Origin of the sequence: Nostoc sp. (assembly GCF_036917375.1) — a bacterium.
Lineage (GTDB): Bacteria > Cyanobacteriota > Cyanobacteriia > Cyanobacteriales > Nostocaceae > Nostoc.
Window position 1 is genome coordinate 61,218 of the sequence record NZ_JBALDN010000079.1, and the last position, 26,179, is coordinate 87,396.

20 protein-coding genes and 1 tRNA gene are annotated in these 26,179 nt (G+C 41.9%); 7 read left to right on the forward strand and 14 right to left on the reverse strand.

What is annotated here, in order from left to right; all coding sequences use genetic code 11:
* Nucleotides 1-135 precede the first annotated feature (135 nt).
* The 3 genes from V7K45_RS20935 to V7K45_RS20945 all read right to left on the reverse strand — a co-directional run bounded on the left by V7K45_RS20935 (nt 136) and on the right by V7K45_RS20945 (nt 4,250).
* Nucleotides 136-1,980, reverse strand: a complete 1,845-nt coding sequence (locus V7K45_RS20935) for a tetratricopeptide repeat protein (protein WP_335006792.1) — start codon at nt 1,978-1,980, stop codon at nt 136-138.
* Between the two features lie 109 nt (nt 1,981-2,089).
* Complete coding sequence (locus V7K45_RS20940; RefSeq protein WP_335006794.1) at nt 2,090-2,875, reverse strand: WecB/TagA/CpsF family glycosyltransferase; 786 nt, start codon at nt 2,873-2,875, stop codon at nt 2,090-2,092.
* 223 nt (nt 2,876-3,098) lie between these two features.
* Nucleotides 3,099-4,250, reverse strand: a complete 1,152-nt coding sequence (locus V7K45_RS20945; protein ID WP_335006796.1) for a glycosyltransferase family 4 protein — start codon at nt 4,248-4,250, stop codon at nt 3,099-3,101.
* 255 nt (nt 4,251-4,505) lie between these two features.
* Here V7K45_RS20945 and V7K45_RS20950 point away from each other — a divergent pair, with 255 nt between their 5' ends.
* Nucleotides 4,506-6,008, forward strand: a complete 1,503-nt coding sequence (locus V7K45_RS20950; RefSeq protein ID WP_335006798.1) for an acyl--CoA ligase — start codon at nt 4,506-4,508, stop codon at nt 6,006-6,008.
* Between the two features lie 158 nt (nt 6,009-6,166).
* On the opposite strand, the gene V7K45_RS20955 is transcribed toward V7K45_RS20950, so the two are convergent.
* Both V7K45_RS20955 and V7K45_RS20960 read right to left on the reverse strand, forming a co-directional pair.
* Entirely contained in the window at nt 6,167-6,805 is a 639-nt protein-coding gene (locus tag V7K45_RS20955) for a HesA/MoeB/ThiF family protein (RefSeq protein WP_335006800.1), read from the reverse strand.
* A gap of 26 nt (nt 6,806-6,831) precedes the next feature.
* Nucleotides 6,832-7,665 carry a hypothetical protein gene (locus V7K45_RS20960; RefSeq protein WP_335006802.1) on the reverse strand — a complete coding sequence of 278 codons (834 nt, stop codon included), beginning with the start codon at nt 7,663-7,665 and terminating at the stop codon, nt 6,832-6,834.
* Between the two features lie 89 nt (nt 7,666-7,754).
* On the opposite strand from V7K45_RS20960, the gene V7K45_RS20965 reads away from it, so the two are divergent.
* Nucleotides 7,755-8,135: a hypothetical protein gene (locus V7K45_RS20965; protein WP_094341303.1), complete on the forward strand. Its 381-nt coding sequence runs from the start codon at nt 7,755-7,757 to the stop codon at nt 8,133-8,135.
* A gap of 354 nt (nt 8,136-8,489) precedes the next feature.
* Here the strand turns inward: V7K45_RS20965 and V7K45_RS20970 are convergent, their stop codons facing one another.
* The 5 genes from V7K45_RS20970 to V7K45_RS20990 all read right to left on the reverse strand — a co-directional run bounded on the left by V7K45_RS20970 (nt 8,490) and on the right by V7K45_RS20990 (nt 12,966).
* Nucleotides 8,490-9,494, reverse strand: a complete 1,005-nt coding sequence (locus V7K45_RS20970; RefSeq protein ID WP_335006803.1) for an AlbA family DNA-binding domain-containing protein — start codon at nt 9,492-9,494, stop codon at nt 8,490-8,492.
* Between the two features lie 41 nt (nt 9,495-9,535).
* Nucleotides 9,536-10,969, reverse strand: coding sequence for a vWA domain-containing protein (locus V7K45_RS20975; protein ID WP_335006805.1), 1,434 nt, complete (start codon nt 10,967-10,969; stop codon nt 9,536-9,538).
* 500 nt (nt 10,970-11,469) lie between these two features.
* A tRNA-Phe gene (locus V7K45_RS20980) sits at nt 11,470-11,538 on the reverse strand.
* A 32-nt stretch (nt 11,539-11,570) separates the two neighbouring features.
* The gene (locus V7K45_RS20985) at nt 11,571-12,293 is read right to left on the reverse strand and encodes a hypothetical protein (RefSeq protein ID WP_335006807.1); all 723 of its coding nucleotides are present in this window, start codon (nt 12,291-12,293) and stop codon (nt 11,571-11,573) included.
* 472 nt (nt 12,294-12,765) lie between these two features.
* On the reverse strand, nt 12,766-12,966 hold the full coding sequence (locus V7K45_RS20990; protein WP_335006809.1) for a hypothetical protein: 201 nt from the start codon (nt 12,964-12,966) through the stop codon (nt 12,766-12,768).
* 94 nt (nt 12,967-13,060) lie between these two features.
* Here V7K45_RS20990 and V7K45_RS20995 point away from each other — a divergent pair, with 94 nt between their 5' ends.
* Complete coding sequence (locus tag V7K45_RS20995) at nt 13,061-13,201, forward strand: hypothetical protein (protein WP_194044144.1); 141 nt, start codon at nt 13,061-13,063, stop codon at nt 13,199-13,201.
* A gap of 130 nt (nt 13,202-13,331) precedes the next feature.
* Here V7K45_RS20995 and V7K45_RS21000 read toward each other — a convergent pair whose 3' ends face one another.
* On the reverse strand, nt 13,332-18,059 hold the full coding sequence (locus tag V7K45_RS21000; RefSeq protein ID WP_335006811.1) for a GAF domain-containing protein: 4,728 nt from the start codon (nt 18,057-18,059) through the stop codon (nt 13,332-13,334).
* Nucleotides 18,060-18,295: 236 nt separating this feature from the next.
* Here V7K45_RS21000 and V7K45_RS21005 point away from each other — a divergent pair, with 236 nt between their 5' ends.
* Nucleotides 18,296-18,619, forward strand: coding sequence for a YnfA family protein (locus tag V7K45_RS21005; RefSeq protein WP_335006813.1), 324 nt, complete (start codon nt 18,296-18,298; stop codon nt 18,617-18,619).
* Nucleotides 18,620-19,310: 691 nt separating this feature from the next.
* Nucleotides 19,311-20,708, forward strand: a complete 1,398-nt coding sequence (locus V7K45_RS21010) for an ammonium transporter (RefSeq protein WP_442942025.1) — start codon at nt 19,311-19,313, stop codon at nt 20,706-20,708.
* Here the strand turns inward: V7K45_RS21010 and V7K45_RS21015 are convergent.
* A complete protein-coding gene (locus V7K45_RS21015) occupies nt 20,702-20,902 on the reverse strand; it encodes a hypothetical protein (protein ID WP_335006894.1) in 201 nt (66 codons plus the stop codon). The two genes, V7K45_RS21010 and V7K45_RS21015, sit on opposite strands and share 7 nt — an antisense overlap.
* On the opposite strand from V7K45_RS21015, the gene V7K45_RS21020 reads away from it, so the two are divergent.
* Both V7K45_RS21020 and V7K45_RS21025 read left to right on the forward strand, forming a co-directional pair.
* A complete protein-coding gene (locus tag V7K45_RS21020; RefSeq protein WP_335006817.1) occupies nt 20,823-21,689 on the forward strand; it encodes an SGNH/GDSL hydrolase family protein in 867 nt (288 codons plus the stop codon). The two genes, V7K45_RS21015 and V7K45_RS21020, sit on opposite strands and share 80 nt — an antisense overlap.
* 117 nt (nt 21,690-21,806) lie before the next feature.
* The gene (locus tag V7K45_RS21025) at nt 21,807-23,015 is read left to right on the forward strand and encodes a 4-hydroxy-3-methylbut-2-enyl diphosphate reductase (RefSeq protein ID WP_335006819.1); all 1,209 of its coding nucleotides are present in this window, start codon (nt 21,807-21,809) and stop codon (nt 23,013-23,015) included.
* Between the two features lie 288 nt (nt 23,016-23,303).
* On the opposite strand, the gene V7K45_RS21030 is transcribed toward V7K45_RS21025, so the two are convergent.
* Together V7K45_RS21030 and V7K45_RS21035 are read right to left on the reverse strand one after the other, a co-directional pair.
* On the reverse strand, nt 23,304-23,456 hold the full coding sequence (locus tag V7K45_RS21030) for a lmo0937 family membrane protein (RefSeq protein WP_334841545.1): 153 nt from the start codon (nt 23,454-23,456) through the stop codon (nt 23,304-23,306).
* A 302-nt stretch (nt 23,457-23,758) separates the two neighbouring features.
* The gene (locus V7K45_RS21035) at nt 23,759-26,155 is read right to left on the reverse strand and encodes a glycoside hydrolase family 15 protein (RefSeq protein WP_335006821.1); all 2,397 of its coding nucleotides are present in this window, start codon (nt 26,153-26,155) and stop codon (nt 23,759-23,761) included.
* Between the last annotated feature and the right edge of the window lie 24 nt (nt 26,156-26,179).

Consider the following 26,179-nt stretch of genomic DNA (forward strand, 5'->3'; position numbering starts at 1 on the left):
GTTTTTACCAGACAAAACCAGAGGACAGGAAGCAAGACGAAGAAAATATATTTTTTGTATGGGGTTTACCTCCTGCCTTCTCCTAAGGGGAGACGCTAAAAGCGATCTGCCCCCTGCCTCCTGCCTCCTGCCTTCTCACATATCTCCCTTATATTCTTCTAACAATTGCGGAATGTGATCGTACCCATCTACACCGATAACCGCAATAATTTTCGGGCGATGTTGCTGTAAGAACTTTTGGAAAGCTTCTGCGCCGATTTGTCCTTGTAAAATTGTCAGTAAACCTGCTGCTTGACGCCACTCATTAGAAGCAATTTGCTCTAAAAGATACATTCCCAAGCAACCTGTATAAACAGTTTTTTCCGAATTTTGCAGGTGATAATAAGCTTCTGCTAAATAAGCTAAGTTCCGCCCTTGGAGATACAAATCACCGGAAACTTGCGCGGTTTTAAAACCATCTTCCAGATATTTAATTGCAGTTTGGTGTTCTCCGATTACTAAATAGGCAATTCCTAAGCTGCTGACACATAAGGCTTTACTTTGAAGATCGCCTAATTTTTCTGATAATTTTAAACCTTGTTCCAAATAATTAATTGCAGCTTCATAAGTTTCTGGTTCTAAGTTTTCCAGTTCCTGAGCTTGCATGACTTCGCTGTAACCTAAATTTACTAGCGCGTTTGCTTCTCCTGTCCTATCGCCTGCTTGCCGACTTAGTATTAATGCTCGTTGACTGTAATTAATTGCCTCAGCATAATTTTGCTGTTGCACGTAGGTACGGCTGAGGTGGTTGAAATTGGCAATTTCACAGGTGCGATCGCCTGCATTCCTGGCTATCTCTAGCGCCTGCTGATGAAAATCAATTGAGCGCTGGTATTGTCCCAAAGCACGCTGAGAATAGCCTAAAAGAGTCAGAATCCGCGCCTTTTCCTGGGTTCCCTCGCCTCGTCGTAGTGGTTCATCCAAATAATCTAGGGCATCTCGCAAATAAGTGCCAGTAAAAGAGGCAAAAATCCCGCCATAAAAGGGAAAATACGGACGCTGGGCGAAGGTTCGTAAAATCTGGAGCATGATTTGAGAACAAGCATCGCTGTATATTGTGCCAATGCTCCTAAAACCACTTGCTAACTGACTCCAAATCACTGCAAAGGTCAAAAAAGTGGAAATGGACAACTTTGGCCCCGCTTTCACATCGTAAGCTTGTTGGTCAAACCAGTTTATTAGTCCCCGTTGCAAGAACTGTAAAATCAATGCCATTTCCACCCAATCTCTCAGGGTGATTCCCCGTTGTCGCTCGGCAAACTCTATTGCAGATTCTTCCCTAGCTAAGGTGCGAAGTAGTGTTTTGGGTAACTCACTATTGAGTTGTTTCGCCCAACTTGCCCAAGGGCCACTTTCTCCCGGTACACCACCAAATCCCAGAGATTCTTTTTGCTCGTACATCCAACTGAGCAAGTTGTCTTGCAATCGCTGCCAAGAAGCTAAACCACGGGTAATCCCTTCGGAAAATTGTTGTAAATCAGCGTCTGCCTGAGCAAATTGCTGTAATGCCTTTGATAACTGCTGTAACTGTTGTAAATTTAGCGGATACTTCTGATTCGGGTCAGTAACCCGGATAAATGTCGCTAGACGATCGCCAGCAGGGGCTGTAGTAATTTCTGTAGCTGCAAAAGCGATCGCTTCTGTGGCTTTGTTTTGTTCTTGCCAGCGTTGCCATTGACTTTGAATCGTCTTAATGGCTCTCAAACTGCGAGTTGCCTTGGCTTTCTTGAGTTCGTCTTTTTCGCTATCTACTTGGCTTTGGAGGGAATTCAGGCGATCGCTCAAAGCTAGCTCAAAGACTTCCCCTGTACCGGAAGTAATTCCTTTAAGCAGCATTTGATACACCTGTTCTACAGAGCTAATTTTGCCCTTAAGGGTGGTTTCGACAATTTCATCGATTAAGGCAAGATAGCGATCGCTTAATGGCAGAGAGTCTGGCACTTTGGCTACTAGGAGAATGTCACGTCAATTCTAATTCTAGTCTTGGCCGCAGAGGTAGGGGAAACAATTGGCCACTTTTGGGCAGTCATGGTCATAACAAATGCGAAATTTAGAAAAAATTTCTTGAGCGATTTGTTATAATCCCTTGAGTGATTCGCTGTTTAACTACACGATAAAAAAATAATGGAATACCTAAGATATAACGGTCTGCTAGACGAGTAGGTTCAGTAATTAAGCGCGTTAACCATTCCAGACCATTATCAGTCAACCAACGCGGGCCGCGATATATAGAGTTAGTATAAAAATCTAGACAAGCACCTAAAGGTAAAAATACAGTAGTTTCAATTTTATTGAAGTTATCTAAAATCCAGCGTTCCTGTAATGGCATACCAAAACCAATATATAAAATATCTGGTTGGAATTTATTAATTTTTTCTATTACCAAATCATTCTCTTTTCCTGATTTATCAAAATAACCATGATGTCCCTGTATGCGTAAATTAGGCGCAATCGATCCTAACTTAATAATTGCCTTATCTACTACGCCAGGTTTTCCAGCTAATAAAAATAAAGAAAGGTTTTCTCGTTCGCACTTTAATACTAAATCTTCTATGTAATCTGGTGCTGTCATTCGATGCGCAGATTGCATTGAATAACCATTGAATCTAGCTCCTACCATTACACCAAATCCGTCACAAAATACTAAATCAGCCTTATTCAAAAAATCTCGATACCAAGACTTTTCATAAGCGAAATTCATTGCTCTGATATTCACATGTCCTACAACTGTCTTTTTTTGATTTTTTGCTGCTTCTATTAAATAATCAACTAATTCTTGTACTTGAACTTTATGGAATCTTGTATTAAACAATTTAACTTCCGGAAAAGTTTTCATTTCTGCACTCCCTCACTTATTAGCCAGTATACCAAGTTTAGAAGAATCAGAACAACAAAATAATAATACCTTTATCGCTACCTTAAATTTTCATAATCTTAAATTAAATCCCTACCTTTGTAACACCTATTTTCCTTGCATACAGAATATATTATGTCGTTTTTGAATTTGGTGTTTAATACATAGGCTATGTAACTTAAACCTACTTTCATCAAGATGGTTATCAATTGATAACTGCTGTATAAATACCTCTTAAAGACGTAAGATATTTGTTAATGTCCAAGTGTTTAACTCTGACTCGTGCATTATTTCCCAAATATATTCTCAGATTTTCGTCTGCAATTAAAGATTGCATTGCCTCTGACAATTGTTGAATATCCCCCGGATTAACTAATAAACCATTCTGATTTTGAGTAACTATTTCGGGTATTCCTCCTACTGGGGTAGTGATAACTGCCAAACCCCAACTCATTGCTTCTAATAGTGCCATAGGCAGACCTTCGTTGTAGGAAGGTAATACAAAGACATCAGCTTTAGTTAAAAGATCGTCACGTTTTTCTCGATCTACCCAATCAAGAATAGTGATGTAGTCAGTAAGATTTAGAGTTAGTATCAAACTACGAGCTTGTTCTATATCTCCATCCCCCGCTATAACTAACTTGGCTTGGCTTTGTTGAGCAACAGGCATAGAAGCAAATGCTTTAATTAAATCAAAAGTACCTTTGCGCTCACCAATGCGCCCTAAAAATAAGAAAAATATCTGTTCGGAATCTATTCTTTGTGGAATTTGTGCGGGAATTTTTACTGGGTTAGGCAGAACAATAACTTGCTCTGATTTCAAGCCAAGATTCTCAATGTAGAATTTTTTCCAGCTATCTGATAAAACAATGAAACGGGTACATTTACAAAACGACCAACTTAGCCATTGCTTAAGCAATTGGGGTAGTTTAGAGTAAAACAAATGAAAATCAGCACTATGAGTATGAATAATTACTGGTTTATGAAATAACCAACCAATAAGAGTAGTGATTGAATGACGAAAAGCGCTACCTCTATCTGAAACATGGATGTGAATTAGGTCAGTTCTTTGGTTTAATAAGTTCCAAAATAACTCACCTATTGCCTGCAAAAACACTAACATTTTATATACAGTAGAACCATTCGGTAAAGTCGTAATGTGTTTAATTTGAATATCAGAGTTAGTTTCTTCAAGAATGAGCTTTTCCACAGAAACTATTCCACCTTGGCGCTCCAAGCTTTCGCCCAACATAGTAATTTTTCTGGGATTCATAATTGCTATTAATATGTTTTGGAAATTGAGTACACGGCTATTTAGATAAACTATTGAACGAATTTCTTCTAGTTTATATTCCAAGGCGTACTCCAAGAGCATTTTGAGAATTAATCCTAATAACTCTATCTACTTGAGCGCAGATCCACAAATTTATTCAATGTACACTTTTATGATTTTACAGGATGATCTCCATAACAAAATTCTGTCAGAGAAATTGTTATGAGGATGTTTAAAACATTGTTGTTAATAACAGCATTCTAGCACTATCTCATAACTCAAAGCTAAGTAACAATTTTTTGTTTAAGCTAAATCATGTATTTACAGATCGGAAAAACAATGAATTTATTTGAGCTTTTAGTGGGGGAAGACAATCATCCAGCCTTAGTTACCCCTGAAGGGCGATCGCTAACTTATAAGCAATTACGCGAGAATATTATTGGACTGGTATCTCAACTCAACAGCTTTGGATTGAAACGGGGAGAACGCATTGCCATTGCCATGACTAACGGTTCACCAATGGCAATTACCTTTTTGGCTGCTGCCTTATGTGGCACTACTGCACCTTTAAATCCCAAATACAAACAAGAAGAATTTGCCTTTTACTATCAAGATACCCAAGCAAAAGCACTGATTACGTTGTCTGAGGGGTTAGAAGCAGCCATTGCTAGTGTCACACCCGATATGATGCTGATTAATGCTAAGGTAAATACTGATGGCACATTAAGCTTTGAATCAGTCAAAACAGGTTCAGAATCAGCAGAATCCGCGAATCCCACAGCCCCCAACGGTGATGATATAGCGATGATTCTTCACACTAGCGGCACTACCAGTCGTCCCAAGCGGGTGCCGATTCGTCATCGCAATTTAATCGCTTCAGCCGGCAACCTGACTAGTGCTTACTCACTCACAGCAGCAGATACTACACTTTGCCTAATGCCCTTGTTTCATGTTCACGGATTGGTGGGCTGTTTGTTGGCAACTCTGGCTTCGGGTGGTACATTAGTTTGTCCCAATGGTTTTAATGCCTTGGAGTTTTGGAAACTGGTAGATACTTACAAACCCACTTGGTACTCCGCAGCGCCAACCATGCACCAGACAATTTTGGCGCGCGCTAGCCGCAACCCAGAAATTGTCAAAGCAAACCGCTTTCGTTTCATTCGTTCTAGTAGCGCTTCTTTGCCGCCGATTATCATTGAACAGTTAGAGGCAACTCTTAATGCTCCTGTGGTGGAATCTTACAGCATGACTGAAGCATCTCACTTGATGACTACTAATCCCCTACCGCCAAAAGTTAGGAAACCAGGTACTGTCGGTTATGGCTTCGGTGTAGAAGTGGGCATTATGGACTCTGAAGGCAACCTATTATCTCAGGGAAGCTTGGGCGAGGTGGTGGTAAAAGCACCCAACGTTATAGATGGCTACGAAAACAATCCAGAAGCTAACGCCACTGCTTTTGTGAACGGTTGGTTCCGTACAGGAGATCAAGGAACTGTGGATGCAGATGGCTACCTCCGCTTGACTGGACGGATTAAAGAATTGATTAACCGGGGTGGGGAAAAAATTTCTCCTTTAGAAGTGGATGATGTCTTGCTACGCCATCCCGCCGTCGCCGAAGCCTTAGCCTTTGCCGTCCCCCACAAATCTTTAGGAGAAGATATCCACGCGGCTGTTGTTCTGAAAGCAGAAGTTGGTGAAAAAGAACTTTTAGCTCACTGTGCAACTATGCTGGCAGACTTCAAAGTTCCCAAGCAAATTCACATTTTAGAGCAACTACCTCGTGGTGCTACCGGTAAACTGCAACGGTTGGCGATGGCGAAATTGCTGAATATAGGGGAATAGGGAGGAAAGGAGCAGAGGAGCAGGGGAGCAGAGGAAGTAAAGGAAGTGATTTGTATCAGTAATTTCGTGAATTGGTATCAGCAATTGGGAGATGGCGATCGCTAAACTTAAACATTTTTCATTTTGAGCCACGATCGCCGCGGCGGGACAAGTACCTTCTACAAAAATAGAGATTGAACAGTCAGATCCTTTTGAGTGATACTGAAGTTACGCTGTTCTGCTGTGGCAATGAATGAAACGATCGCTTCACACGCCACAGCAACAGTTAACATCACCAGGTTTCGTGCCAACGGATAATCACAGACATCATCATTAACCTCGGAAGGAACGCGATAAACGTCATTCCAAATTACTTCTGCATAATCTGCTGCTAGCCCAGCATGAAGGCAGGGTACGCTTAATTTTTCAGCATAATCTTTCACTGCTTGACGAGCCACGCTATTGTCAAAGACATCGATAATTAGCTGGCTGTCTTGAAGTAATTGATTTGTATTTGCTGGTGTCAACTCCTTTGTTTTGGCATCAACTTTAGTACCAATTGCTCGATATAAATTATTCGCCAAAATCTTCGCCTTGAACGCTCCAACATCGGAACGGTAGTAAGGCTGAGTCGAAAGGTTACGCTCCTCAATGCGATCGCGATCTATTACTGTAAGTTTATCAAAACCAGACCGAGCTAAGTTTTCCGCGATGTTAGCTCCTAATGCTCCAGCACCACAAATTGTTACAGGATAATTTTTTAGTTTTGCCATCACAGCATTAGTGCGGTAAAGCTGTTCGTGAAAAAAGATACTCATAATAATTCGTAATTCGTAATTCGTAATTAATACTCTTGTTGTTCCATGACACCTACTAAGGATTGCAAGTCAAAATCGCGATCGCGTCCACTCAGACAAATACCAGAACTGACAACAGTCAAGTCAGTTTTAGCGATCGCACTACTATGGCGAACACCATCAGCAGTTGTCCAATCGACTGTCCAATAATCGCCGCGATCGTGGAATTGATTTAATTCACCGCCACCCATTTGCAATGCCTTTTTTAGTCGCTTTTCATCCTGTTGAGGTTGAGTAAATCCCTCAATGCGCCGAGTTGCTAATTCATACACTGTGCGGATTTCTGGAGTAATACCCTTAAACTGTAATTCCTCAGCAGGAATGAGTTGCTTGACGGCAGATTGCAGAGTTTCAGAAATTGCCGGATCGGTACGGCGATCGACTTCCTCAAACCAGCATGACTGTCCATTCCATCGGGCAATGATTTGCTCAAAGGTAACGCCCTCGGTTACTAAGTGGACTGCGATCGGCTTAACTACCTTCAACCGTTGACGCATATCTGCTTCATTTACAGGGTATGCTAACCAAGTTTGTTTTTGCAGTTGGTGTGCTAACCGCAGCCGTATTTGGGGAAAGTGTTGCAGGTATTCTGCAATTTGGGGTAAATCTGCTTCTTCTACAACCGTTGCTGTTTTTTCATCCACAGCCTGAAAGATGCCCCAACCTTCAAATTTACTAGGCTTTGGACTGAAGGTGTAGATCATCCCGGCTACCCGTGTGCGAACTCGTCCACCTTTGACACAGGGTGCTAGGAATTGGGTCGTAGACAATTGTGCTTCTGCGATCGCAATTTGGTTGATTAGCTTACGGATATCAGACATAATTATCTCTCTTTACGCATAATTACCCAAGATTATTGCCAGTAATGGAGTATATAAAAAAACATAATTTGCACTCTATCAACCAAAAAATGACTACCCAAACACAACAAATATCAGAATCCCGAAAAAAGTTAGCATCTGCTTACCGTGCAGTTTACGCAGTTGGAGTCCTGTGCATTTTTCTCAGCATAATATTATTTTTCGCCGGTAGTCGATTTCGTGATTATCTAACATTGGGAATTAGCTGTTTATTTTTCGGTTTACTGTATCTAACTCTAGGTTTCTTTGTCCAACGTAAATCAAAAATTGCATTAGGTATTGCAGTAGGATTGATGTCGCTAAATGCGTTAACTGCCATTTATAATATGATTCAAACTGGTAATCCGTTTAGCTTGAGTGTTCCCATGATATTTTTAGGTCAGACTATAGAAGGATTTAAAGCTATAGAAGTATTAAAGTCAAAAACTTGAAGTTAATTTTAATTTTGTTAATCAATAGCCTCCTACTTAGGAAGTAGTAAAATTCCTGCGTGCAAGTTGGTGGAGCATTGCGTGTTCTCAGTTACTAGAGGGACTCCGCTGGTGAGTTGTTACACACTCTTTCAAGGATGGCTACTTTTAAGCCTACCTTCCAGGTTCTTCGCACTCCCCGTTCACACACGCCCACTGTATTTGACAGTGTTACTTTTCCTCTCGTACTAGTATGTAGGCTCCAAGAGTTGGGGCACGCAGGATATTCATATAATACAAGGTACTACATAAAATTGGAAGAGATGAAAAGAGGGATTTTGGAGTAGAGCGATCGCTGCATCTTGTCAGCAGTACTTAAGGTTTAGCTACTGTCAAATAACTGTCTTTGAGAACAAATGCAAAAGAACCATTATTAATCATTCCAGGTGATCTAATTTGCCATACGCACATATAATAGATTACCTCTGAATCAGCATGATCCTTTGGGATGGCAAGCTTAATGGGTATATCTGTAATTCTAAAATTAGTTTCCTTGAATATAGGCAACTTGCTGGGAATAGACCAGTTTTTACTAAGATGTGTAAAAGATATTTTCTCATCTTTCAAAGTAAGAAAGACATTATTTGTCATTGCTAAATCAGCAGAGTTAGATAACTTTAGAGCAGAATCTATAAATACATCCATTACAGCATAGGATGCAGGTTCTTCTGCTCTATTCTCTACAGCAATAATCATATCTACTTCTTCAGAGAATGGCTGGTCTTGAGAAAACTGTATTGGCACAGTATCTTGACCACCCAAATAAAAATGAAAGTGTAAATCAGGTGTTGTTGCTCTACGGAGAATATCTCTGATTTCATAATCCTCCATTGCAACCGACTCAAAATTGAAACGTTTGTAATATCTCTTGTCGGTAGCTTGATGAGGCGCTCTTGTTGTAGCTTGAGGAATTGAAACTACATACAATACATGACCTGGGCTAGTAGTAACTAGTTCTATTTGCTTAATAAGAAGTTCATTGATACGAGGATGAATGATTGAATTTATAATCTGTTCTAACCTCTCTTTTGACAATGCATTAGGATCAAATTCTGTATCAATTTCAGTAGGGATATGCCCATTTTCTTTTATACCATAGATAATTATGCCTCCAGCAGAATTAGCAAAAGCTGAGACATCTTTGCTAAGTTCTTTTTTCTTTCCCTCAGTAAGTGGAAAGATTGCAGGGCATTCCTTATAATCAAGTTCAAGGCTTTCCTGAACTCTATCCTTAATCATAGAGAGGATAGTTTCTTCAGACCATTCTTTGAGTGGTGTCGTCATCGTCATCTTAAAAATTCGTAATTGAATGGATGGCATTACTCATCATTTCTACTGACAAGCAATGCCATATTCTAACCTTACTTATCGTCTCGCACTGGCAATGGCAGATCCATAATCTCCATTAGCAAATCCAGACGAGAGGGGCGCGTCAGGAGTGGGACGATGTTCGGCAAACTGTAGTAGTCTCCTGCGAAAGTGAACGTATCTACAGGTGCTTGCTGCTGCTTCAGTTGACTCTCCACCCAGTTGTAATGAGTACCCACACGGACAATCACCACATTGGGCATTATCGCCAACTCCCGGCAGTAGTTCTTGTAAACTTCACCGAAGTAAGGAGCAGCATTTTCGCCCTCGTCCGTCACCAGAATTATCTGGTCAACTACCTGCTTCTTCTTCCGCATTGCTTCCAATGCACAGCCGATGCTAGTACCACCACCTGCGTTGATGTGCTGGAAGGCACGTTCCCAGTCGGTCAACTCTTTGCCTTTTGCCGTAACAGCGTAAGGAATGGTGTCAAAAGCGTACACAAACAGTTCTGCCTTAGTGATACCAGAAATTAGGGCAGCGAGTTGTTTACCGATCGCGATCGCATTTTCCATTGAACCAGACTTGTCCACCAATAAAGCAGTTGGACGAGCGATCGCACCCCGCCGTTTCACCTGTTCGTTTGTCACCTTTTCCAGTTGGGCAACGGTGTCTGCGTCAAAATCTCCTGCATCTGCCGCAATCTGTGCTTTGAATGCTGAAACACGCCCACTCTTAGAAGCTGCTTCCAGCTTGGAATCAATCAGCTTCTTCACTTGTGGGTGATCCATTGCACCTCTAGTCTGGAGAGACTTGAGATTGTTGATCGCTTCTTGTGGAGACATGCTGTTGATTAACGCCACCAATACAACTGGTGTAAGTTGCACGATCGCACCAACTGCGATCGTGTAGGGAATTTTGAACTCCACAATCAGCCGTGCCTGTTCTGCCGCACTTTCTGCCTTAGCAAGCTGCTTCAGCACATTCGCCAAGGAACCCTCTGGAGGAGTATCGCAGAATAGAATCGCATTTGCCCGTTCATTTGGCTTGATGTGCAGTGAAGCATATAAGTGCTTCATTGCTTTACGACCTCTGAGTGCGGCGCGATCGAACAGAGCCGGATTGCTTTCCCGCACCTTTAGATAACGCCGTACCGCAGTCCGAGCCGAACGAGGCAGTTTATTCTGCTGTTGCTTCATGAAGTCCACCACACGAGCCACCTGATAGGGTGGAAACTCTTGCAGCATCATAAATCCAGCATCTCGGTGTTCAGTTAAATTGCTAGTTAACAAATGAGCAATAAACACCTCTTTGTGGTCGCGGACATCACCATGACGCTGATACCAAACTGCCAGGTGTCCGTAGAAGATGGGATCGAGTTCAACAATTAACTGATGAATTTCTGCGACTTGCTCAAGCTTGCGGTGAGGAGTTGTGAGCAAACTGTTGAGCATTTCCAAACGCAGGTCCCGTTCTGCGGTATTCATTATGAACCTCCTCTAGTTGTGATGGATGAGGAGGCAGATGTTGCACGCGAGGTGATATCACCGCGCAAGTTGTAGAAGCATTGTGTATAACTTGTGCAGAGTTATGTAAGCTTCTGCGATCGGGGCGCGGCAACAACTGCCAATAACTATGTAGCAATCCTAATTAGTATGTGAAATTCTCTGTCTTCTTCTTCAACTTCGCGTCCTTCTCTAACGAGACGCTGCGCGAATGCGTCCTTGGCGGTTCGTTTAAAAAAGTAATTTTTGCAACTCAACAAAGACACGAAGAAAATACCGAAAGAGAAGTTTTCATCAATCATTAATGAAATATAGCGGTTATCGCGTGGATGCAATACACTTTGACCTCTCTCCTAAAAGGAGAGAGGCTTTGAATCTTGCTCCCCTTCCCTACAAGGGAAGGGGTTGGGGTTAGGTCTGTATTGAGCTCAACCGAGAAGCGCTATAATATCGCTTCGTGCAAGTCGAAAAAGCTGTTGATTCACACACGGGATTTGAACCCGTAGTTGCTTGAGCTTCAGTCAAGTGCCTTACCATTCGGCTAGTATGTAAGCTTTTTCAGTTAGGGCACGAAGTGAAAATTTTAGGTTTTAGAAAGTTGATTTAAAATAAATCGAATTTCTTTCTTATTACACTGCTGTTTCTTAACAGCGTAAATCATTCGACCTGTATATGCCACAGAACGATGAATTATACCTTTGACAGCATCCCTCACATAATGAATGGCTGGCCATGGCAAATCTTCAAAGGTAATTAAATACCAAATTTCGTTTAGCTTTTGGTATTGATGATAATTATCAATGATGACAATATCACTTTGTTCCTGCTTTTGCTTCTGCTTTCGAGGTACTTTCTCGACTGCACAAAGAATACCGATTTCAGGATGGATATAGAAGCGATCGCGATGGCTTGTATTTAGCTGATTTCGATACCCTTGATAAGGCTTGCTATAAAAACCACCATCAATTATCTCCACATGCCGTTCAACGTAATCCCACACATGATCGATAACATGCTGTCCTGCCATTGTGCTGGGATCTAACCGTTGACACAGTTGGCTGTAAACCTCATTCCAAGGTTGTCCGACTTGCGATCGCAAAAACCGCCGCAGAGGGCCAAGATGGTCTGAAAGATACTTAGATTTATTTATTGGTTTAATCAGGTAAGGATTCAACAATCCATCCTGAATGGCATCCTGGGTGATTTTGTATAATTGCTTCTTAAAGCCAGTCACCTTTTTGAGGCTAATTCTCCTCCCACCGCGAGGACGCTCAATCACAATCTCGCTCAAACGATGTTCGCTCATATCTCACGTTGTTTAAATGCAGTTTTTCTAATTGAGTTGTTATTAAACATGAGTTAGCTAACATCATTGAACTCACCTCCGTATTGAGTAAAGGTTATAGATAAATACTATTTAAATAATTTAAATTCCGCACAAGTTAGCAAAGCAGTTTTCACAATTGCCTATACCAATTTGGCTACGCTCCCATCAAAGGGAGCGACAGGATTTGAACCTGCATTCCGTTGCCGGAGTGTGTGTAGGCTTTACAAGTTAGGGCGCGGAATTAAGTCTTAAATCATTCCGTGCAAGTTCAAGAAGCTTTTTACAGCTACGGCCGCTCTTACCAAATATTGGCAGTGGGCACGCACGCTAAATCTGCGAGAGACTTAGAAATCATGCTTCGCTTAGTCCGATCGCTCGAACTTTACTACCTTAGGGCCGTTATGAATGTGTATGTATGCTTCTTGTGTTGGGGCACGGATGACTCGGAAATTTAACCATAGACAGCTTCAGGGCGGACGATCAAATCGCCACTAGGACGGCGATCGATTACGTAAGCAGAAAGGCGATCGCTATTCACATCTAAATGCCGAGCAACGCGCTCCTTCACTGCCACATCATTCATCCCTGCCGCAATTCCCAATTGGCTTTTTGGCACATCAACAGAACGTCCTTCAAATCGAATATGAACCATTGCGATCGCCTCCTGTTGTAATTACAAACTGATATTAGTGGATCTGATCGGGATTGAACCGATACCCTCCCTGTGAGAGTTACACTCACACCTCATGCAAGTTGAAAAAGCTGTGGTTACACCGCAGGAATTGAACCTGCAACTTATCGTTTTAGAGACGATCGCTCTACCATTGAGCAAGTATGTAAGCTTTTTCTGTCAGGGCACAAGTGACATCCGGGATCTCTACCGTTAGAGCTACAGACCCAAGGAAAGCATTATTGCAATGCTTTTGAGGAGGCTTTTCTTGTATACTACAAATGTATTACATAATTTACATAATGTCAAGTGTCGGGATGGATCGGGCAATTGTCCTCGATCTAGTGTCATGGAAACCATTGCCCATCTGCCTCCTGCCTTCTCCCAAGGGGAGACGCTAAAAGCGATCTGCCTCCTGCCTCCTTCACGACTTTGTTTTTAATTAAAAAGTATTGAATGCAGTTGACAAATTCTTCTAATTCTAAAATTAAATTAGTAGTACCTTTAAGGTCTCGATCGCTAGCTAGTTGTTCTAGTTTGTCAGTTGCTAAGTACATAGCTGTGGCTCCAATGTTGGCACTAGCACCTTTAAGGTGATGAGTTTCTCGCGCTATTTGCTCGAAGTCATCAGTTGCGATCGCTGCTTTAATTATCTCTAAACGGGGTTTAATATCTTCAACGGATATTTGCAATAAATTTAATTCAAATTCTTCATCATTTCCCGATATCCGATGCAAGTGTTCCCAATCAATTGCTAAGTCCGTGGAAACTGTCTGTTCATATACACCTGCCTCTTGTTGGGAAGCGATCACACCTGTCCAATGCTCTAAAGTCTCAGCCAATTTTTCTTTAAATACTGGCTTACTTAAATAGTCATCCATTCCGGCATTTAGACAAGTTTGTTCGTCTTCTTTCATCACATTAGCTGTCATCGCAATTACCACAGGACGATGACCCAATGCAAAAGCGTCCTCTTGCCAACGATGAATTTCTTTTGTAGTTTCCAAACCATCGAGAATTGGCATTTGGCAATCCATTAAAATCAAATCGTAAGGAATTTTTTCTAAGAGCTGCAAAACTTCCTTTCCATTGGCGACGACATCGGCTTTATAGCCCAAACTATGGAGTTGCTTTAGTGCTACTTTCTGATTCACCAAATTATCTTCGGCTAAGAGAATTCTTAACTTGGATTTAGTAGATAGGTTAGAAGAACAACTAAGAATATCTGAAGTTTCTGTACTCGCAATTTCTTCTGTCGCCTCTAGCTTCCTGCCTCTACATCCTTGTTCTGATTCCGGCTGAGTTTCTAAAATATTTATGATGGCATCAAGGAGTCGTGATGGCTTAATGGGTTTGAATAAATAAGTAGCAAATCCGATTTTGAGCGCCTGTTGTACTTCATCCCGTTGATTAGTAGAGGCGAGCAGAATCAAAGGAATCTCAGTAATTGCAGAATTGGCTGGAATTTGTTCTTTTATTGTCATGCTATTTGTTTGGGGTATTTGCATATCAACCAAGGCAACATGATATGATTTCCCCTGTTCGCTAGCTTGCTGAATAACTTTAACGGCCGCAGCAATACTGTCAACTCGATCTACCTCCATTCCCCAATGAGTAGCTTGATGGGAGATGATTTTATAATTAGTAGTGTTGTTATCCACCACCAATAAGCGGCGATTTTGCAAAAGTCCGCCTTCGCATTTTGGCTCAACAGGCTCAACTTGTTTGGTAAAAAGCAACTCAAACCAAAACTTAGATCCTTTGTCCATCTGACTTTCTACCCCGATCGCTCCTCCCATCAAGGTTACAAGTTGTTTACAGATGGCTAATCCCAAACCGGTACCACCATACTTGCGAGTGGTTGAAGCATCCACTTGGGTAAATGGTGTAAAGAGTTTGCGTTGGTCTTCAAGGCTAATGCCAAGACCTGTATCTGTAATGGCAAAATGGATGGTGGCTGTAGTCGGTGAAAGCGATCGCAATTCGGCTTGTACTAATACTTCGCCAACGCTGGTAAATTTGATGGCGTTGCTGATTAAGTTCATCAAAATTTGCCGCAGCCTACCAGTATCTCCTTTGAGTTGAGTGGGGACGTTGCGATCGATTAGTGCAGCAATTTCTAATCCCTTGTTATGGGCTGAGGGAGCCAATAATTCCACCACTTCCTCCACACAAGTGGATAGGTCAAAATCTAAAGTTTCAAGAGCCATCTCTCCAGCCTCAAGTTTGGAAAGATCCAAAATCTCGTTAATTAAACTTAAAAGAGCGTCTCCACTACTCCGAATTATTTCAATAAAATCTCGCTGTTCTTCGTCTAAAGGAGTATCTAAGACCAAACTGGTCATTCCCAATACAGCATTCATCGGAGTGCGAATTTCATGACTGATATTTGCCAAAAAGGCACTTTTCGTCTGAGAAGCTAATTCGGCTTGGCGACGGGCAATTTCAAGTTCTTGTCGCTGACGAGTTTCTGCTGCTAATAGTTGGGCTTGGGTTAAAGCAATACCTACTTGGTCGGCTATTTGCCGCAAAAGATCGGTTTCAAAGTTAGACCAGTGGTGGGAATCATCACACTGATGAACTATCAGCAAACCGCGAAGTTCTTCTTTGACAAGAATAGGTACAACTAAATTGACTTTGACCCCAAACTGTTGCATTAATTCCAGATGGCCTTGTTCAACTTCCAGGAGATCCAAGTTATCCAGTCCGAAAATCTTGCCTTGACGGTACTGCTGTAGATAGTACTGTTGGAGATATTCTGCTTCAAAGTAGGGGGCGGCATTGTTTTGCTCTTTGATTGCTGGTAAGCCAGAAACTACTGCTTCAACAACGGTGTTTGCAGACTGATCTGGCAAAAGCTGATAAATTAAAACTCGGTCAGTCTGGAGAATCTTTTGTACCTCTTCGACAGTGATTTGGAGAATTTCTTCGATGTCCAAAGACTGACGAATCTTCAGGGTGATTTCGGTAAATAGTTGCGATCGCAAATTTTGGCGTTGTATTTCTTCTTCAGCCTGTTTACGCTGGATAAATTGCCCTACTTGCTCGCCGATAGAATTCATCGTTTTTACTAAATCTTCGTCAAGGGGCTGGATTTCCCGGTTGAAGCAGGCGATCGCACCAAGGATTTTGTTACCACTGCGGATCGGAAAACCAAAAGCTGCGTGTAGTCCTACTTGAGCAGCTATTTTGAAGTTAGGCAAATTAATATCTTTAGCGATATCAGCAATCCAAACCGATTCAGAACTAGCCCAAACCCTTCCAGGTAGTCCAATTCCGGGTGCAAAGGTGGTTTGCCGCTTCAGTATTTCAAACTCTTGCATTTCAATGGATGGTTTATGCCAGATATCGAGAAAATGCAGCACATTTGCTTGCTCATCTACCATCCAAATTTCACCCAAATCCCATGCCAAACTCTCACAGATTCCTTGCAATATTTGGTGAGTTGCTTCGCTAATTGTGGCGGACTCTGCGAGAACGCGGGTTGCAGCATATTGCGCAGTTAGATGCTGTTGTGTTCGTTTGGCATCGGTAATATCAATGCCAGTAGCAACTATGTATTCAACACAGCCCTCATAGTCTTTTAAGATGGTATTCGACCAGGCAATCAGCCGCCGACTACCATCTTTCATTACCCAATAATTTTCATAATTATTGGAAATTTGACCAGATCGTAACTGGTCAAAAACTGCTTTAACTGGCTCCACTTCTTCAGGAGGTAGTAACAAGTTCCAGCTATACTTACCCCTCACCTCATCAAAAGAGTAACCAGTTATTTGCTCACAGGTTTGATTGAAACGAATGATTTGCCCTTGAGAATCGAGAACTATTACCAACGCACCGACTGTATCAAGGACTGCTGAGATAAAGTTGCGTTCTTGATTTAAGGTTTCTTCTGTCCTCTTGCGCTCAATAACCTCACGATAGATCAAGTAGTAGACTACAGCAAGAACAATAAAACTTAGGCAAATAGCGATCGCCAGTATCAGAATTGTGTTCCGAGTCCAAGTCTTTGCTGCTTGTGACTGCTGTCGGATTCGTCCCTTGTCCTCGTTTTCCATCTCATCGATCGCCTTGCGGATATCATCCATGAGATTTTGTCGATCGTTTCTCAGCAGTACCTGCAACGCCGCCTCTAATCCCTTATTCTGGCGCAAGTCGATAGTCTGTTTTAGTTCAGTAAGTTTAGCCGTTATCAGAAATTCAAGCGTTGCCATCTGCTTTTGTTGATTCGCTCGATCTGCTGTTAAATTCTTCAGCTCGGCAATTTCTCGATCGACGTTACTAAGTGCTGTTTGATACGATTTTAGATAAAGTTTTTCTCCAGTGAAGATGTAACTACGTTGCCCAAGTTCAGCATCCTTTACCTGGGACAGTATTTCCTCTTGGCTGTTAAGTTTTTTATAAGTATGTTTTACTATACTGCGATTAGAATTACTAAATACTCTTGTATTTTGATAAGAAACCACCCCAATCAGAACTAAAATTACCGACGACAAACCAAAACTTGCTGCAATCTTTTTGAAAAATTGCTTGCGTATCATCTGTGGCTGGTTGCTTTTCTTAGTAACAAGTGCCAAACTTGCTAAATTTCGGCGCAATTCCAGTTGCTTGATAACTTGACGACCTAAAGTTTGTAATGCCTCTATTTGTTCTGGATGAAGTTTTCGTGGTACGTAGTCAATTACACACAGAGTTCCGAGGGCGTATCCTTCAGGGTTAATTAAAGGTACACCAGCATAAAAGCGAATATTTGGGTCAGATGTCACCAGTGGATTTGTTGCAAACCGTTCGTCATCTTTTGCATCAGGCACGACCAAAACATCAGGCTGGAGAATGGTATGGGCACAGAATGCAAAATCTCGGTGCGTTTCTGGAGCATCCAAACCGACTTTTGACTTGAACCATTGGCGATTTGTATCAATTAAGCTAATTAAGGCAATAGGAGTCTGACAAATATACGAGGCTAAACGAGTCAGATCGTCAAAGGTGGCTTCCGATGGCGTATCGAGAATCTTATACTGCAAAATTGCCTCGATTCTCTGGGCTTCGTTATCAGGTAATGGTGCTTTCATCCTTGAGCCTTATCTACATTCTGGGGAGCAGGGGAGCAGGGGAGCAGGGGAGCAAGGGAGCAGGGGAGAGTTCTTGTACAAGTTTTTTCCCCTCTGCCCCTCCGCCCCTTTGCTCCTCTGCTCTTGTGCCCCATACCCAATTTGGTCAACAAACTTACCTTTAATTAATGACAATAGTTTACTTAAAAGCGTTAGCGTAATTTTACTGAGTTATATGTTGTTAAATAATTGAGCAAATGATTAAGTCCCTGCTGTATTTTTTGTGGGCTGGTTTATTGGAAATTGGGGGCGGCTACTTAATCTGGTTGTGGTTGCGCGAAGGTAAGCCGTTCTGGTGGGGCATATTGGGGGGAATTGCTTTAGCTTTCTACGGGGTTCTTGCAACTTTCCAATCGGCAAATTTTGGCAGAGTGTATGCGGCTTATGGTGGCGTGTTTATCGCAATGGCAATGCTTTGGGGTTGGAAGGTAGACGGGGTAACTCCAGACCGCTACGATTTAATCGGAGTATGTTTAGCTTTAGTAAGTGTTTTAATTATCATGTTTGCTCCCAGAAGCTAAGTAAAATTTCTAGATTATTCTGAACTTTTATAGTGTTCCCTGTTAAACAAATAATAATCTCACGCAAAATTGCAAAAGTTTTTTCGCAACTAACTTGTTAGAAGCAGGCATCTGGATATCTACGTGTTTATGAGGGAGATATAAAGAGAACTCATGATGCAGCATTTTGCAACTAGATCGGCTATTACTTCTCCCCAACCCTCACGCTACTTGCTTCTCCCTTCTCTAAGATTAACGATCGCGATCGCACAAGTAGGGTATTTCTGTACCTCATATTGGCGTAGCCTCTGTCTTTGACACCCTGTTCGCGATCGCACTAAAAGTTGAAATTCACTGCATATTTGGGCAAATTATCTGAAAATACTGACAATAATTTACAATACGCGTCAAATATCACAATTATTTTGGTTTGTAACAGTAAGTAACTAAAAATTCGTAATTTTGCCCGGTTTGAATAAAATACTATTCTTCTATTCTTCAAAAAAAAAGATGCAATGTAATGATTGCGTGTTTATACGCTAATTTAAATCTTGGCAACTACAAATCAGGTTTATATTTTTGTTAACATCTCAAGAAAATTCAGGTTAAGTAACTTTCAAGACAAAAATGTGTCAAAAAAAGTAATCAAATGTAGTTAAGGATACAAATTGTTGGTGTTTAGGAAGAAAAAAAAGTGTTGAAGAAAGTTGTGATGATTGGAGCTATCACCCTACTATTTTTAGGAGGGCCGTTGATGGGCAATGCTTTTGCCCAAACCCCAACTGCTGCCCCGCCTACTGCTGATACTGGAGACACAGCATTTATGCTGATTTCAGCAGCACTTGTGCTGCTGATGACACCAGGATTGGCGTTTTTCTATGGTGGATTTGTGCGATCGCGCAACGTCCTAAACACATTGATGATGAGCTTTGTGTTAATGGCAATCGTCGGAGTTACCTGGGTTCTATGGGGCTATAGTCTTTCCTTTGCGCCAGGTTTACCGTTTATCGGTGGATTGCAATGGCTGGGTTTGAATGGTGTCGGATTAGAAGTAACCGACTACCTCAAAGGGTCAAACCCGCCGGAAGTCGTCTCTTATGCTGGAACAATACCCCATCAGGCATTCACGATCTACCAAGCCATGTTTGCCATTATCACCCCAGCCTTAATTTCTGGGGCGATCGTTGAGCGGATGAGTTTCCGTGCCTATTCGCTGTTTGTTCTACTGTGGTCAACCTTTGTTTACGCTCCCTTGGCTCACATGGTCTGGGCAAAAGGTGGATTTTTAGGTTTGTATGGTGGATTGGGTGCCCTAGACTTTGCAGGTGGCACAGTAGTTCATATTAGTTCTGGGGTTTCAGCTTTGGTAGCAGCGATCGTCCTTGGCCCTCGCAAAACCCATCCCGATCGCCTTAGCCCACCCCACAACGTTCCGTTTATTTTATTGGGTGCTGGCTTGCTGTGGTTTGGTTGGTTCGGTTTTAACGCTGGGAGTGCCCTATCTGTTGCTAGTGGAACCTCTGGTAACTTAGTTACAAATGTGGCAACAACAGCCTTTGTCGCTACCAATACAGCGGCAGCAGCAGCAGCTTTAATGTGGCTAATTTTGGAGAGTGTTTTACGGGGTAAACCAACCGCCGTGGGAGCAGCGACAGGAGCCGTAGCTGGTTTGGTAGGTATTACTCCCGCCGCCGGATTTGTCACACCGCTATCAGCGATTTTAATTGGTTTCATTACCGCCTTTGTTTGCTTCTATGCCATCAGTTTCAAGCACAAGCTAGAAGTTGACGATGCTTTAGATACTTATCCCGTGCATGGGGTTGGTGGTACAGTGGGGGCAATTTTAACGGCTATCTTTGCCACTACTCAAGTCAACGGAGGAGGTAAAGACGGAGTACTGCGTGGTAATTTTGGTGAATTGGGAGTTGAACTATTAGCAATTGCCATTGCCTATGTAATCGCAGGTGTTGGTACGTGGATTATTCTCAAAGTTATCGATGCTACAGTCGGGCTGCGAGTCAAAGAGGAAGCTGAATTGCAAGGTATGGATATCAACGAACACGGCGAAGAAGGTTACAACTCCGAGTTTGGCGATCGTCCTACTCAGTAGAGAGTGCTGAGTGCTGAGTTAGGAGTTGCTTCCCCAATGCCCAATTTAAGATTGTGTAATTTGCGATCGCTAGCGTTAAAATTTGATTCAAATAATTGGTAAATTTCGCTAGTCGTGTCTACATCTGCAAAAACCTTTCCTATCTGGGCATTTTTCTCGCTGTTAACCAACGGCATCCTAATGTTGGCGGTCATTCTGCTCATTTGGCAACAGCAGAGATTGGCCGCTTTTTTTGGGATAATCGCATCCCCACAGGCAATCAATCTGAATAATTCACCGCAAATTGCTACACCTGATTTAGGTCGCCGTCACCAACTCAGTTATCAAGAGTGGATAAATATTCTCAACCAAGAAGCCAAGGTCGCCGCTGACCAACGTCCTCCGCATTTAACTATCCTGGCGGGAGATTCTCTAAGTTTGTGGTTTCCTCCTGAGTTATTACCCGAAGGTAAAAATTGGCTCAATCAAGGAATTTCTGGCGAAACCAGCAATGGACTATTAAAAAGATTAAAAATATTTGACCGCACCCAGCCAGAGGTGATTTTTGTGATGATTGGTATTAATGACCTAATTCGGGGAATGAGCAATGGAGAAATTTTAGATAATCAGCGACAAATTATCAATTACCTACAAGAGACGCATCCCACAGCACAAATTGTTGTCCAATCGATTTTGCCACATGCGGCAGAAGCAGCAACTTGGAAAGGACGAGATAAACTTCTGGCTGTTGCCAATAGTCGCATTCGCGAGTTAAATCAGCAACTGCAAAGGATATCTACCAAAAAAGGTGTCAAATACCTCGATTTACATCCTCTGTTTACCAACAAGGAAGGAAATCTCCGCCGCGAATTTACTACTGATGGCTTACACTTAAGTCCTGAAGGCTATATGGTTTGGCGTTCTGCATTGCAGATTTATAGCGAGATTGAATTAAAACCCCAGCAAGAAAAAGAGGGGAAAAGGTTAAAGGGTAAAGGGTAAAGGCATTAAATCCTTTTCCCTTTGCCCCTCTCTGATAATATCTTTGAATACAACTCTGTATTAATCGCGTCTAGGCGCGAGAAAATAAGAAATAGTGAGTTTAAGTAGACAAATCTAATGGATACAAAAGCTTTTAAGCGCAGCCTCCAACATTCAGAAAATTACAATCGCAAGGGCTTTGGTCATCAAGCAGAAGTTGCTACCCAGTTGCAATCTGAGTATCAGAGTAACTTGATTCAAGAAATTCGCGATCGCAATTACACTTTGCAACGGGGTGATGTGACAATCCGACTAGCACAAGCCTTTGGCTTTTGCTGGGGCGTAGAACGGGCTGTGGCTATGGCCTATGAAACTCGTCAGCACTTCCCCACAGAACACATCTGGATTACTAACGAGATTATCCACAACCCTTCTGTAAATCAGCGGATGCAGGAGATGGAAGTAGAATTCATCCCCATTGAAGGAAAGAATAAAGACTTTTCTGTTGTTGGAATTGGTGATGTAGTGATATTACCCGCTTTTGGGGCTAGCGTTCAAGAAATGCAGATACTTCACGAGAAAGGCTGCAAAATTGTTGATACAACTTGTCCTTGGGTATCTAAAGTTTGGAATACAGTAGAAAAGCACAAAAAAATCGATTATACATCAATAATTCACGGAAAATATAAGCACGAAGAAACAGTTGCGACTAGTTCTTTCGCCGGCAAGTATTTAATTGTGTTGAATTTGCAAGAAGCAGAGTATGTTGCTGACTATATTATCAATGGTGGCAACCGTGAAGAATTTTTAACAAAATTTGCGAAAGCTTGTTCAGCAGGATTTGACCCCGATCGCGATTTAGAAAGAGTTGGCATTGCTAACCAAACTACCATGCTTAAAGGCGAAACTGAGCAAATCGGCAAGATTTTTGAGCGGACTATGTTACAGAAGTATGGCCCCACTGAGTTAAATCAGCATTTCCAAAGCTTCAACACCATTTGTGATGCCACTCAAGAACGGCAAGATGCCATGCTGGAATTAGTGGAACATAATTTAGATTTGATGGTAGTAATTGGTGGGTTTAATTCCTCGAATACTACTCAGTTGCAACAAATTGCCTTTGAGCGAGGAATTCCTTCTTATCATATTGATACTGTTGAACGCCTGAAATCAGTAACTTCTATTGAACATCGGCAATTAAATGGGCAGTTAATAACTACAGATAACTGGTTGCCTGATGGAGAAATTGTTGTAGGCATTACTTCTGGTGCTTCTACGCCTGATAAAGTAGTAGAAGATGTAATTGAGAAGATTTTTAGATTAAAAGCAACGGCAGCACTGGTTTAAAAGTTCTCAGAGGGACTTGCAAATAAAAATCCAATTACTTATGAGGTGGGCAGTATTCGACTGAACGTAGCCGAAGTCTTGCCCGCCTTACAAAAGTATTTTGGCTATATTATGCTCCTGGCAATACATCATTAGACCTCTTGCAAAAGTAATTTTTACAAGAGGCGGGAAAAGGGGAAAGGTTAAAGGGAAAAGGTTTTTTATTATTCCTTTCCCCTTTCCCCCTTACCCTTTTCCCTACAAATGCCAAGAAGTCTATTCACCATGATGAGGAAATGCTATATTTATTCACACATCACGCGCTTTGAAAAAATTATAGATAGCAAGACCAATGGCTATAAGTAGCACTGCATGAATGAGATTTCCGGCAATATGAAGTGCCAGTCCTAATGCCCAAAAAGCAACCAGTATAACAACAATACCCCAAAGTATACTCAACATATTATTTGTTCTGAATTAAATCAGTTTTAATTTATTCAAATATTTTACTCCCTAGCTTCACTTTTATCTATTTGCCTTAAGAAAGATTACTTTGAGTGATGGCGCACAGTCATTTGCTATGCTTAATCTTTCGTTACTATTCAATTAGATAAAAGTAACGGTTCTGAACTGTCAGTTAACTGCTGCCATCACTACAGACTGCTTGCAGAAGTAGGAAAAGCGAAAAGGGGAAAGGGGAAAGGGTAAAGGCATGGAATTTTCCCTTTCCCTTTAACCTTTAACCTTTCCCCAACATCTTGGCACTAATCAACCGCAACCGTATAATTGCTTTGTTCCCATTTACTGCTTTCAATCCAGAAAAAGGTAAAGTTGATTGGTTGTTGCTGGTTATCAGAAACAGAAATATCTACAAAATTCACTCCTAACTTTGTAGAAGTAGAAAGCGTATCTTGTGTGGTTTGCCAATTATCATCTGACCAGTGCAGTTGAAAAGATGCTAAAGCGTCAATTCGCAATGTTTGACCTTTTTTAACTTGGCTGATTTGTCGGTTAAACTTCCAAATTTCCAATGATTTACACTGTTTTCTTTCGCCTAGATAGCGATTTGCCACTTCTGGAATAAAATCAAACACCTGTCCGTCATCAGTTGACCGTAGCAACTTGATATACTCTGCGTGTGCCCACATTAAAGGCATCGCTGAACCTGTTGGTTTTCCTAAAAACATATAGATATCAGGGATATCTGCCTCATCCCAAACCTGTTCTGGTAGCAAACAAGTGTCTGAAGCAAATCCTTCCATCGCCTTGATATATGTTTTGACATCCCCGCCAGCAGCTAGTTCATAATGTCCTCGTTCTCCTGTCAAGAGAGGCCAAGCGCGTCCCTTACCCCAACCAGTATAAGGACTGCCGTCTTTTTGCTGGCCGTAACCGTCGTGGTTGTAACGATGCCAACAAGGCCCAACAGGTGTATCTACCTTTAAAACTGCATCAATTACTTTGACAGAATCAACAATAATCGGGTCATCTGGTTTCCGAATTCCATAGCGTACTAATTGCAGAAATCCGCCATCGACAATTTCTTTAGCTGGAAATTCTGCGAGTTCACCAGCTGGGTGATTGCTGATGAAGACAGTTCCTTGGTTGGGATTTTCGTCGGCTTGAGGATTATTAATATCTGAAGGAGTAATTCGGATATAATGCCGTTTGATCCCAGGAACTAAAGTTCCTTCAGTAGTTACTGTCCAAGCTTCGATATGAGCTTCTAAAAAATCTGCGTATTCTTCGATAAACTTTGCTGTTGCTTCATCCCCACGTTTGCGAACAAATTGAGCAGCACAGATTAAGGCGGCAATATTGGATGCTAGTGTTGATGGTGAATAACCACTGTTTTCTTCCCAGCGTTCTTGTTGGGTAGCCGGGCCGTTACGAATTAAATAACCCGCCGCCCGCAAAACCATCGGATAAATATCGAATTTTAAACAAGTCTTCTGCTGGTGCAATAGCCATGCTAGAAGAATCGGAAATGCCACCTCATCAAGCTGGATACCTTGCCAGTAAGGTTTACCATCAACCCAGAAATTTTGGGCAAAACCGCCATCTTCCTGCTGGCTGGTTGCAAGATAAATTAGCGATCGCACTGCTGTTTCTGTTTCCCCAGCAGCCACTAAACCTGATACACTGCTAATCATATCCCGCGTCCAGACAAGGTGATATCCTCCTTGGTCTTGGTCGTTTTTGGCTTCACCCCAAGGAATCGCCAGGGATGCAATCAATGCACCGGGATAAGTTTTGTCTTCATGTGCTAACAACAAACTAATGCTGTTGTGATACAACTTCCCATCATTGTATGAAACATCTTCTAGCGGTCGGATATTGCGGCGCGATCGCTTCCACTGTTCGTTGTATTGCTGCTTCTGCTGCTCAAAAGGAATATTAAGCGACTGAAATAGCGTGGAAATTGCATTATGCAAATTTGTACCAAACGCCAATCCTAAAGTAAACTCTTTAGTGCGATCTAGATTTAGTTTTCCAGTCAAAGCAAGATTGCCATCTACAGCATTATCAAACTCCCAATCCATCTGGAAATTATCTGCTAAATCTGTCCAACCATCACTTTCACCAACGTAACCACAAGAAAGGCGGCTAAAGGGAACTGTTGCACCCAGCGCTAGCCATGTTCCTTGTTTCTCGGCTATCAAAATACGATGTCCAGCAACCTCTACAGCGTAACCATTATTACCCATACCTTCAACATCTAGATGCGGCGCACACAAAGCATATAACTGAAGTTGGGAAATAAAATCGCTCTCTCCGGTTAATGTGGTGTGCTGTAAGATACAGGGGAAATGCGGGTCGGCAATCACTTCTTTGATTACGGCATAACGTCCTTGGGGATCGGAATTAGTGATGCGGTATCCTAAACCATGAGTCCACATCGGTTCCACTTTGGATTCGAGATGGCGTTTCTCTTCGTGGAAAAAGCTTTTCCCATCAGAAATTAGATACTGCAAATCCCGAACTTGGGGTTTGTCTACTGTGGGATGGTAGATTTCAGTGACAATACCGCTCCAAAGAGTAAACCAAATGTTACTAGAGGTAGAGTAAGCTGTTCCGACTCCATCTTTATTCGCATGAGTCCATCGCGGCTCAATACCTGGCGATCCAAAAGCTTCTGCTTGACTAATAAACTTTACCATACTGCATTGTTGTGCCGATAAACT

Excerpts from the sequence above, each read along its gene's own strand:
- V7K45_RS20955 (WP_335006800.1), bottom strand. The coding sequence starts at position 6,805 with ATGAGTATCTTTTTTCACGAACAGCTTTACCGCACTAATGCTGTGATG.
- V7K45_RS21025 (WP_335006819.1), top strand. The coding sequence starts at position 21,807 with ATGGATACAAAAGCTTTTAAGCGCAGCCTCCAACATTCAGAAAATTAC.
- V7K45_RS20990 (WP_335006809.1), bottom strand. The coding sequence starts at position 12,966 with ATGGTTCATATTCGATTTGAAGGACGTTCTGTTGATGTGCCAAAAAGC.
- V7K45_RS20995 (WP_194044144.1), top strand. The coding sequence starts at position 13,061 with ATGCAAGTTGAAAAAGCTGTGGTTACACCGCAGGAATTGAACCTGCAA.
- V7K45_RS20970 (WP_335006803.1), bottom strand. The coding sequence starts at position 9,494 with ATGCCATCCATTCAATTACGAATTTTTAAGATGACGATGACGACACCA.
- V7K45_RS20965 (WP_094341303.1), top strand. The coding sequence starts at position 7,755 with ATGACTACCCAAACACAACAAATATCAGAATCCCGAAAAAAGTTAGCA.
- V7K45_RS20960 (WP_335006802.1), bottom strand. The coding sequence starts at position 7,665 with ATGTCTGATATCCGTAAGCTAATCAACCAAATTGCGATCGCAGAAGCA.
- V7K45_RS21015 (WP_335006894.1), bottom strand. The coding sequence starts at position 20,902 with ATGACCGCCAACATTAGGATGCCGTTGGTTAACAGCGAGAAAAATGCC.
- V7K45_RS20940 (WP_335006794.1), bottom strand. The coding sequence starts at position 2,875 with ATGAAAACTTTTCCGGAAGTTAAATTGTTTAATACAAGATTCCATAAA.
- V7K45_RS21000 (WP_335006811.1), bottom strand. The coding sequence starts at position 18,059 with ATGAAAGCACCATTACCTGATAACGAAGCCCAGAGAATCGAGGCAATT.
- V7K45_RS21030 (WP_334841545.1), bottom strand. The coding sequence starts at position 23,456 with ATGTTGAGTATACTTTGGGGTATTGTTGTTATACTGGTTGCTTTTTGG.
- V7K45_RS21035 (WP_335006821.1), bottom strand. The coding sequence starts at position 26,155 with ATGGTAAAGTTTATTAGTCAAGCAGAAGCTTTTGGATCGCCAGGTATT.
- V7K45_RS21010 (WP_442942025.1), top strand. The coding sequence starts at position 19,311 with ATGATTGGAGCTATCACCCTACTATTTTTAGGAGGGCCGTTGATGGGC.
- V7K45_RS20950 (WP_335006798.1), top strand. The coding sequence starts at position 4,506 with ATGAATTTATTTGAGCTTTTAGTGGGGGAAGACAATCATCCAGCCTTA.
- V7K45_RS20975 (WP_335006805.1), bottom strand. The coding sequence starts at position 10,969 with ATGAATACCGCAGAACGGGACCTGCGTTTGGAAATGCTCAACAGTTTG.
- V7K45_RS21005 (WP_335006813.1), top strand. The coding sequence starts at position 18,296 with ATGATTAAGTCCCTGCTGTATTTTTTGTGGGCTGGTTTATTGGAAATT.
- V7K45_RS20985 (WP_335006807.1), bottom strand. The coding sequence starts at position 12,293 with ATGAGCGAACATCGTTTGAGCGAGATTGTGATTGAGCGTCCTCGCGGT.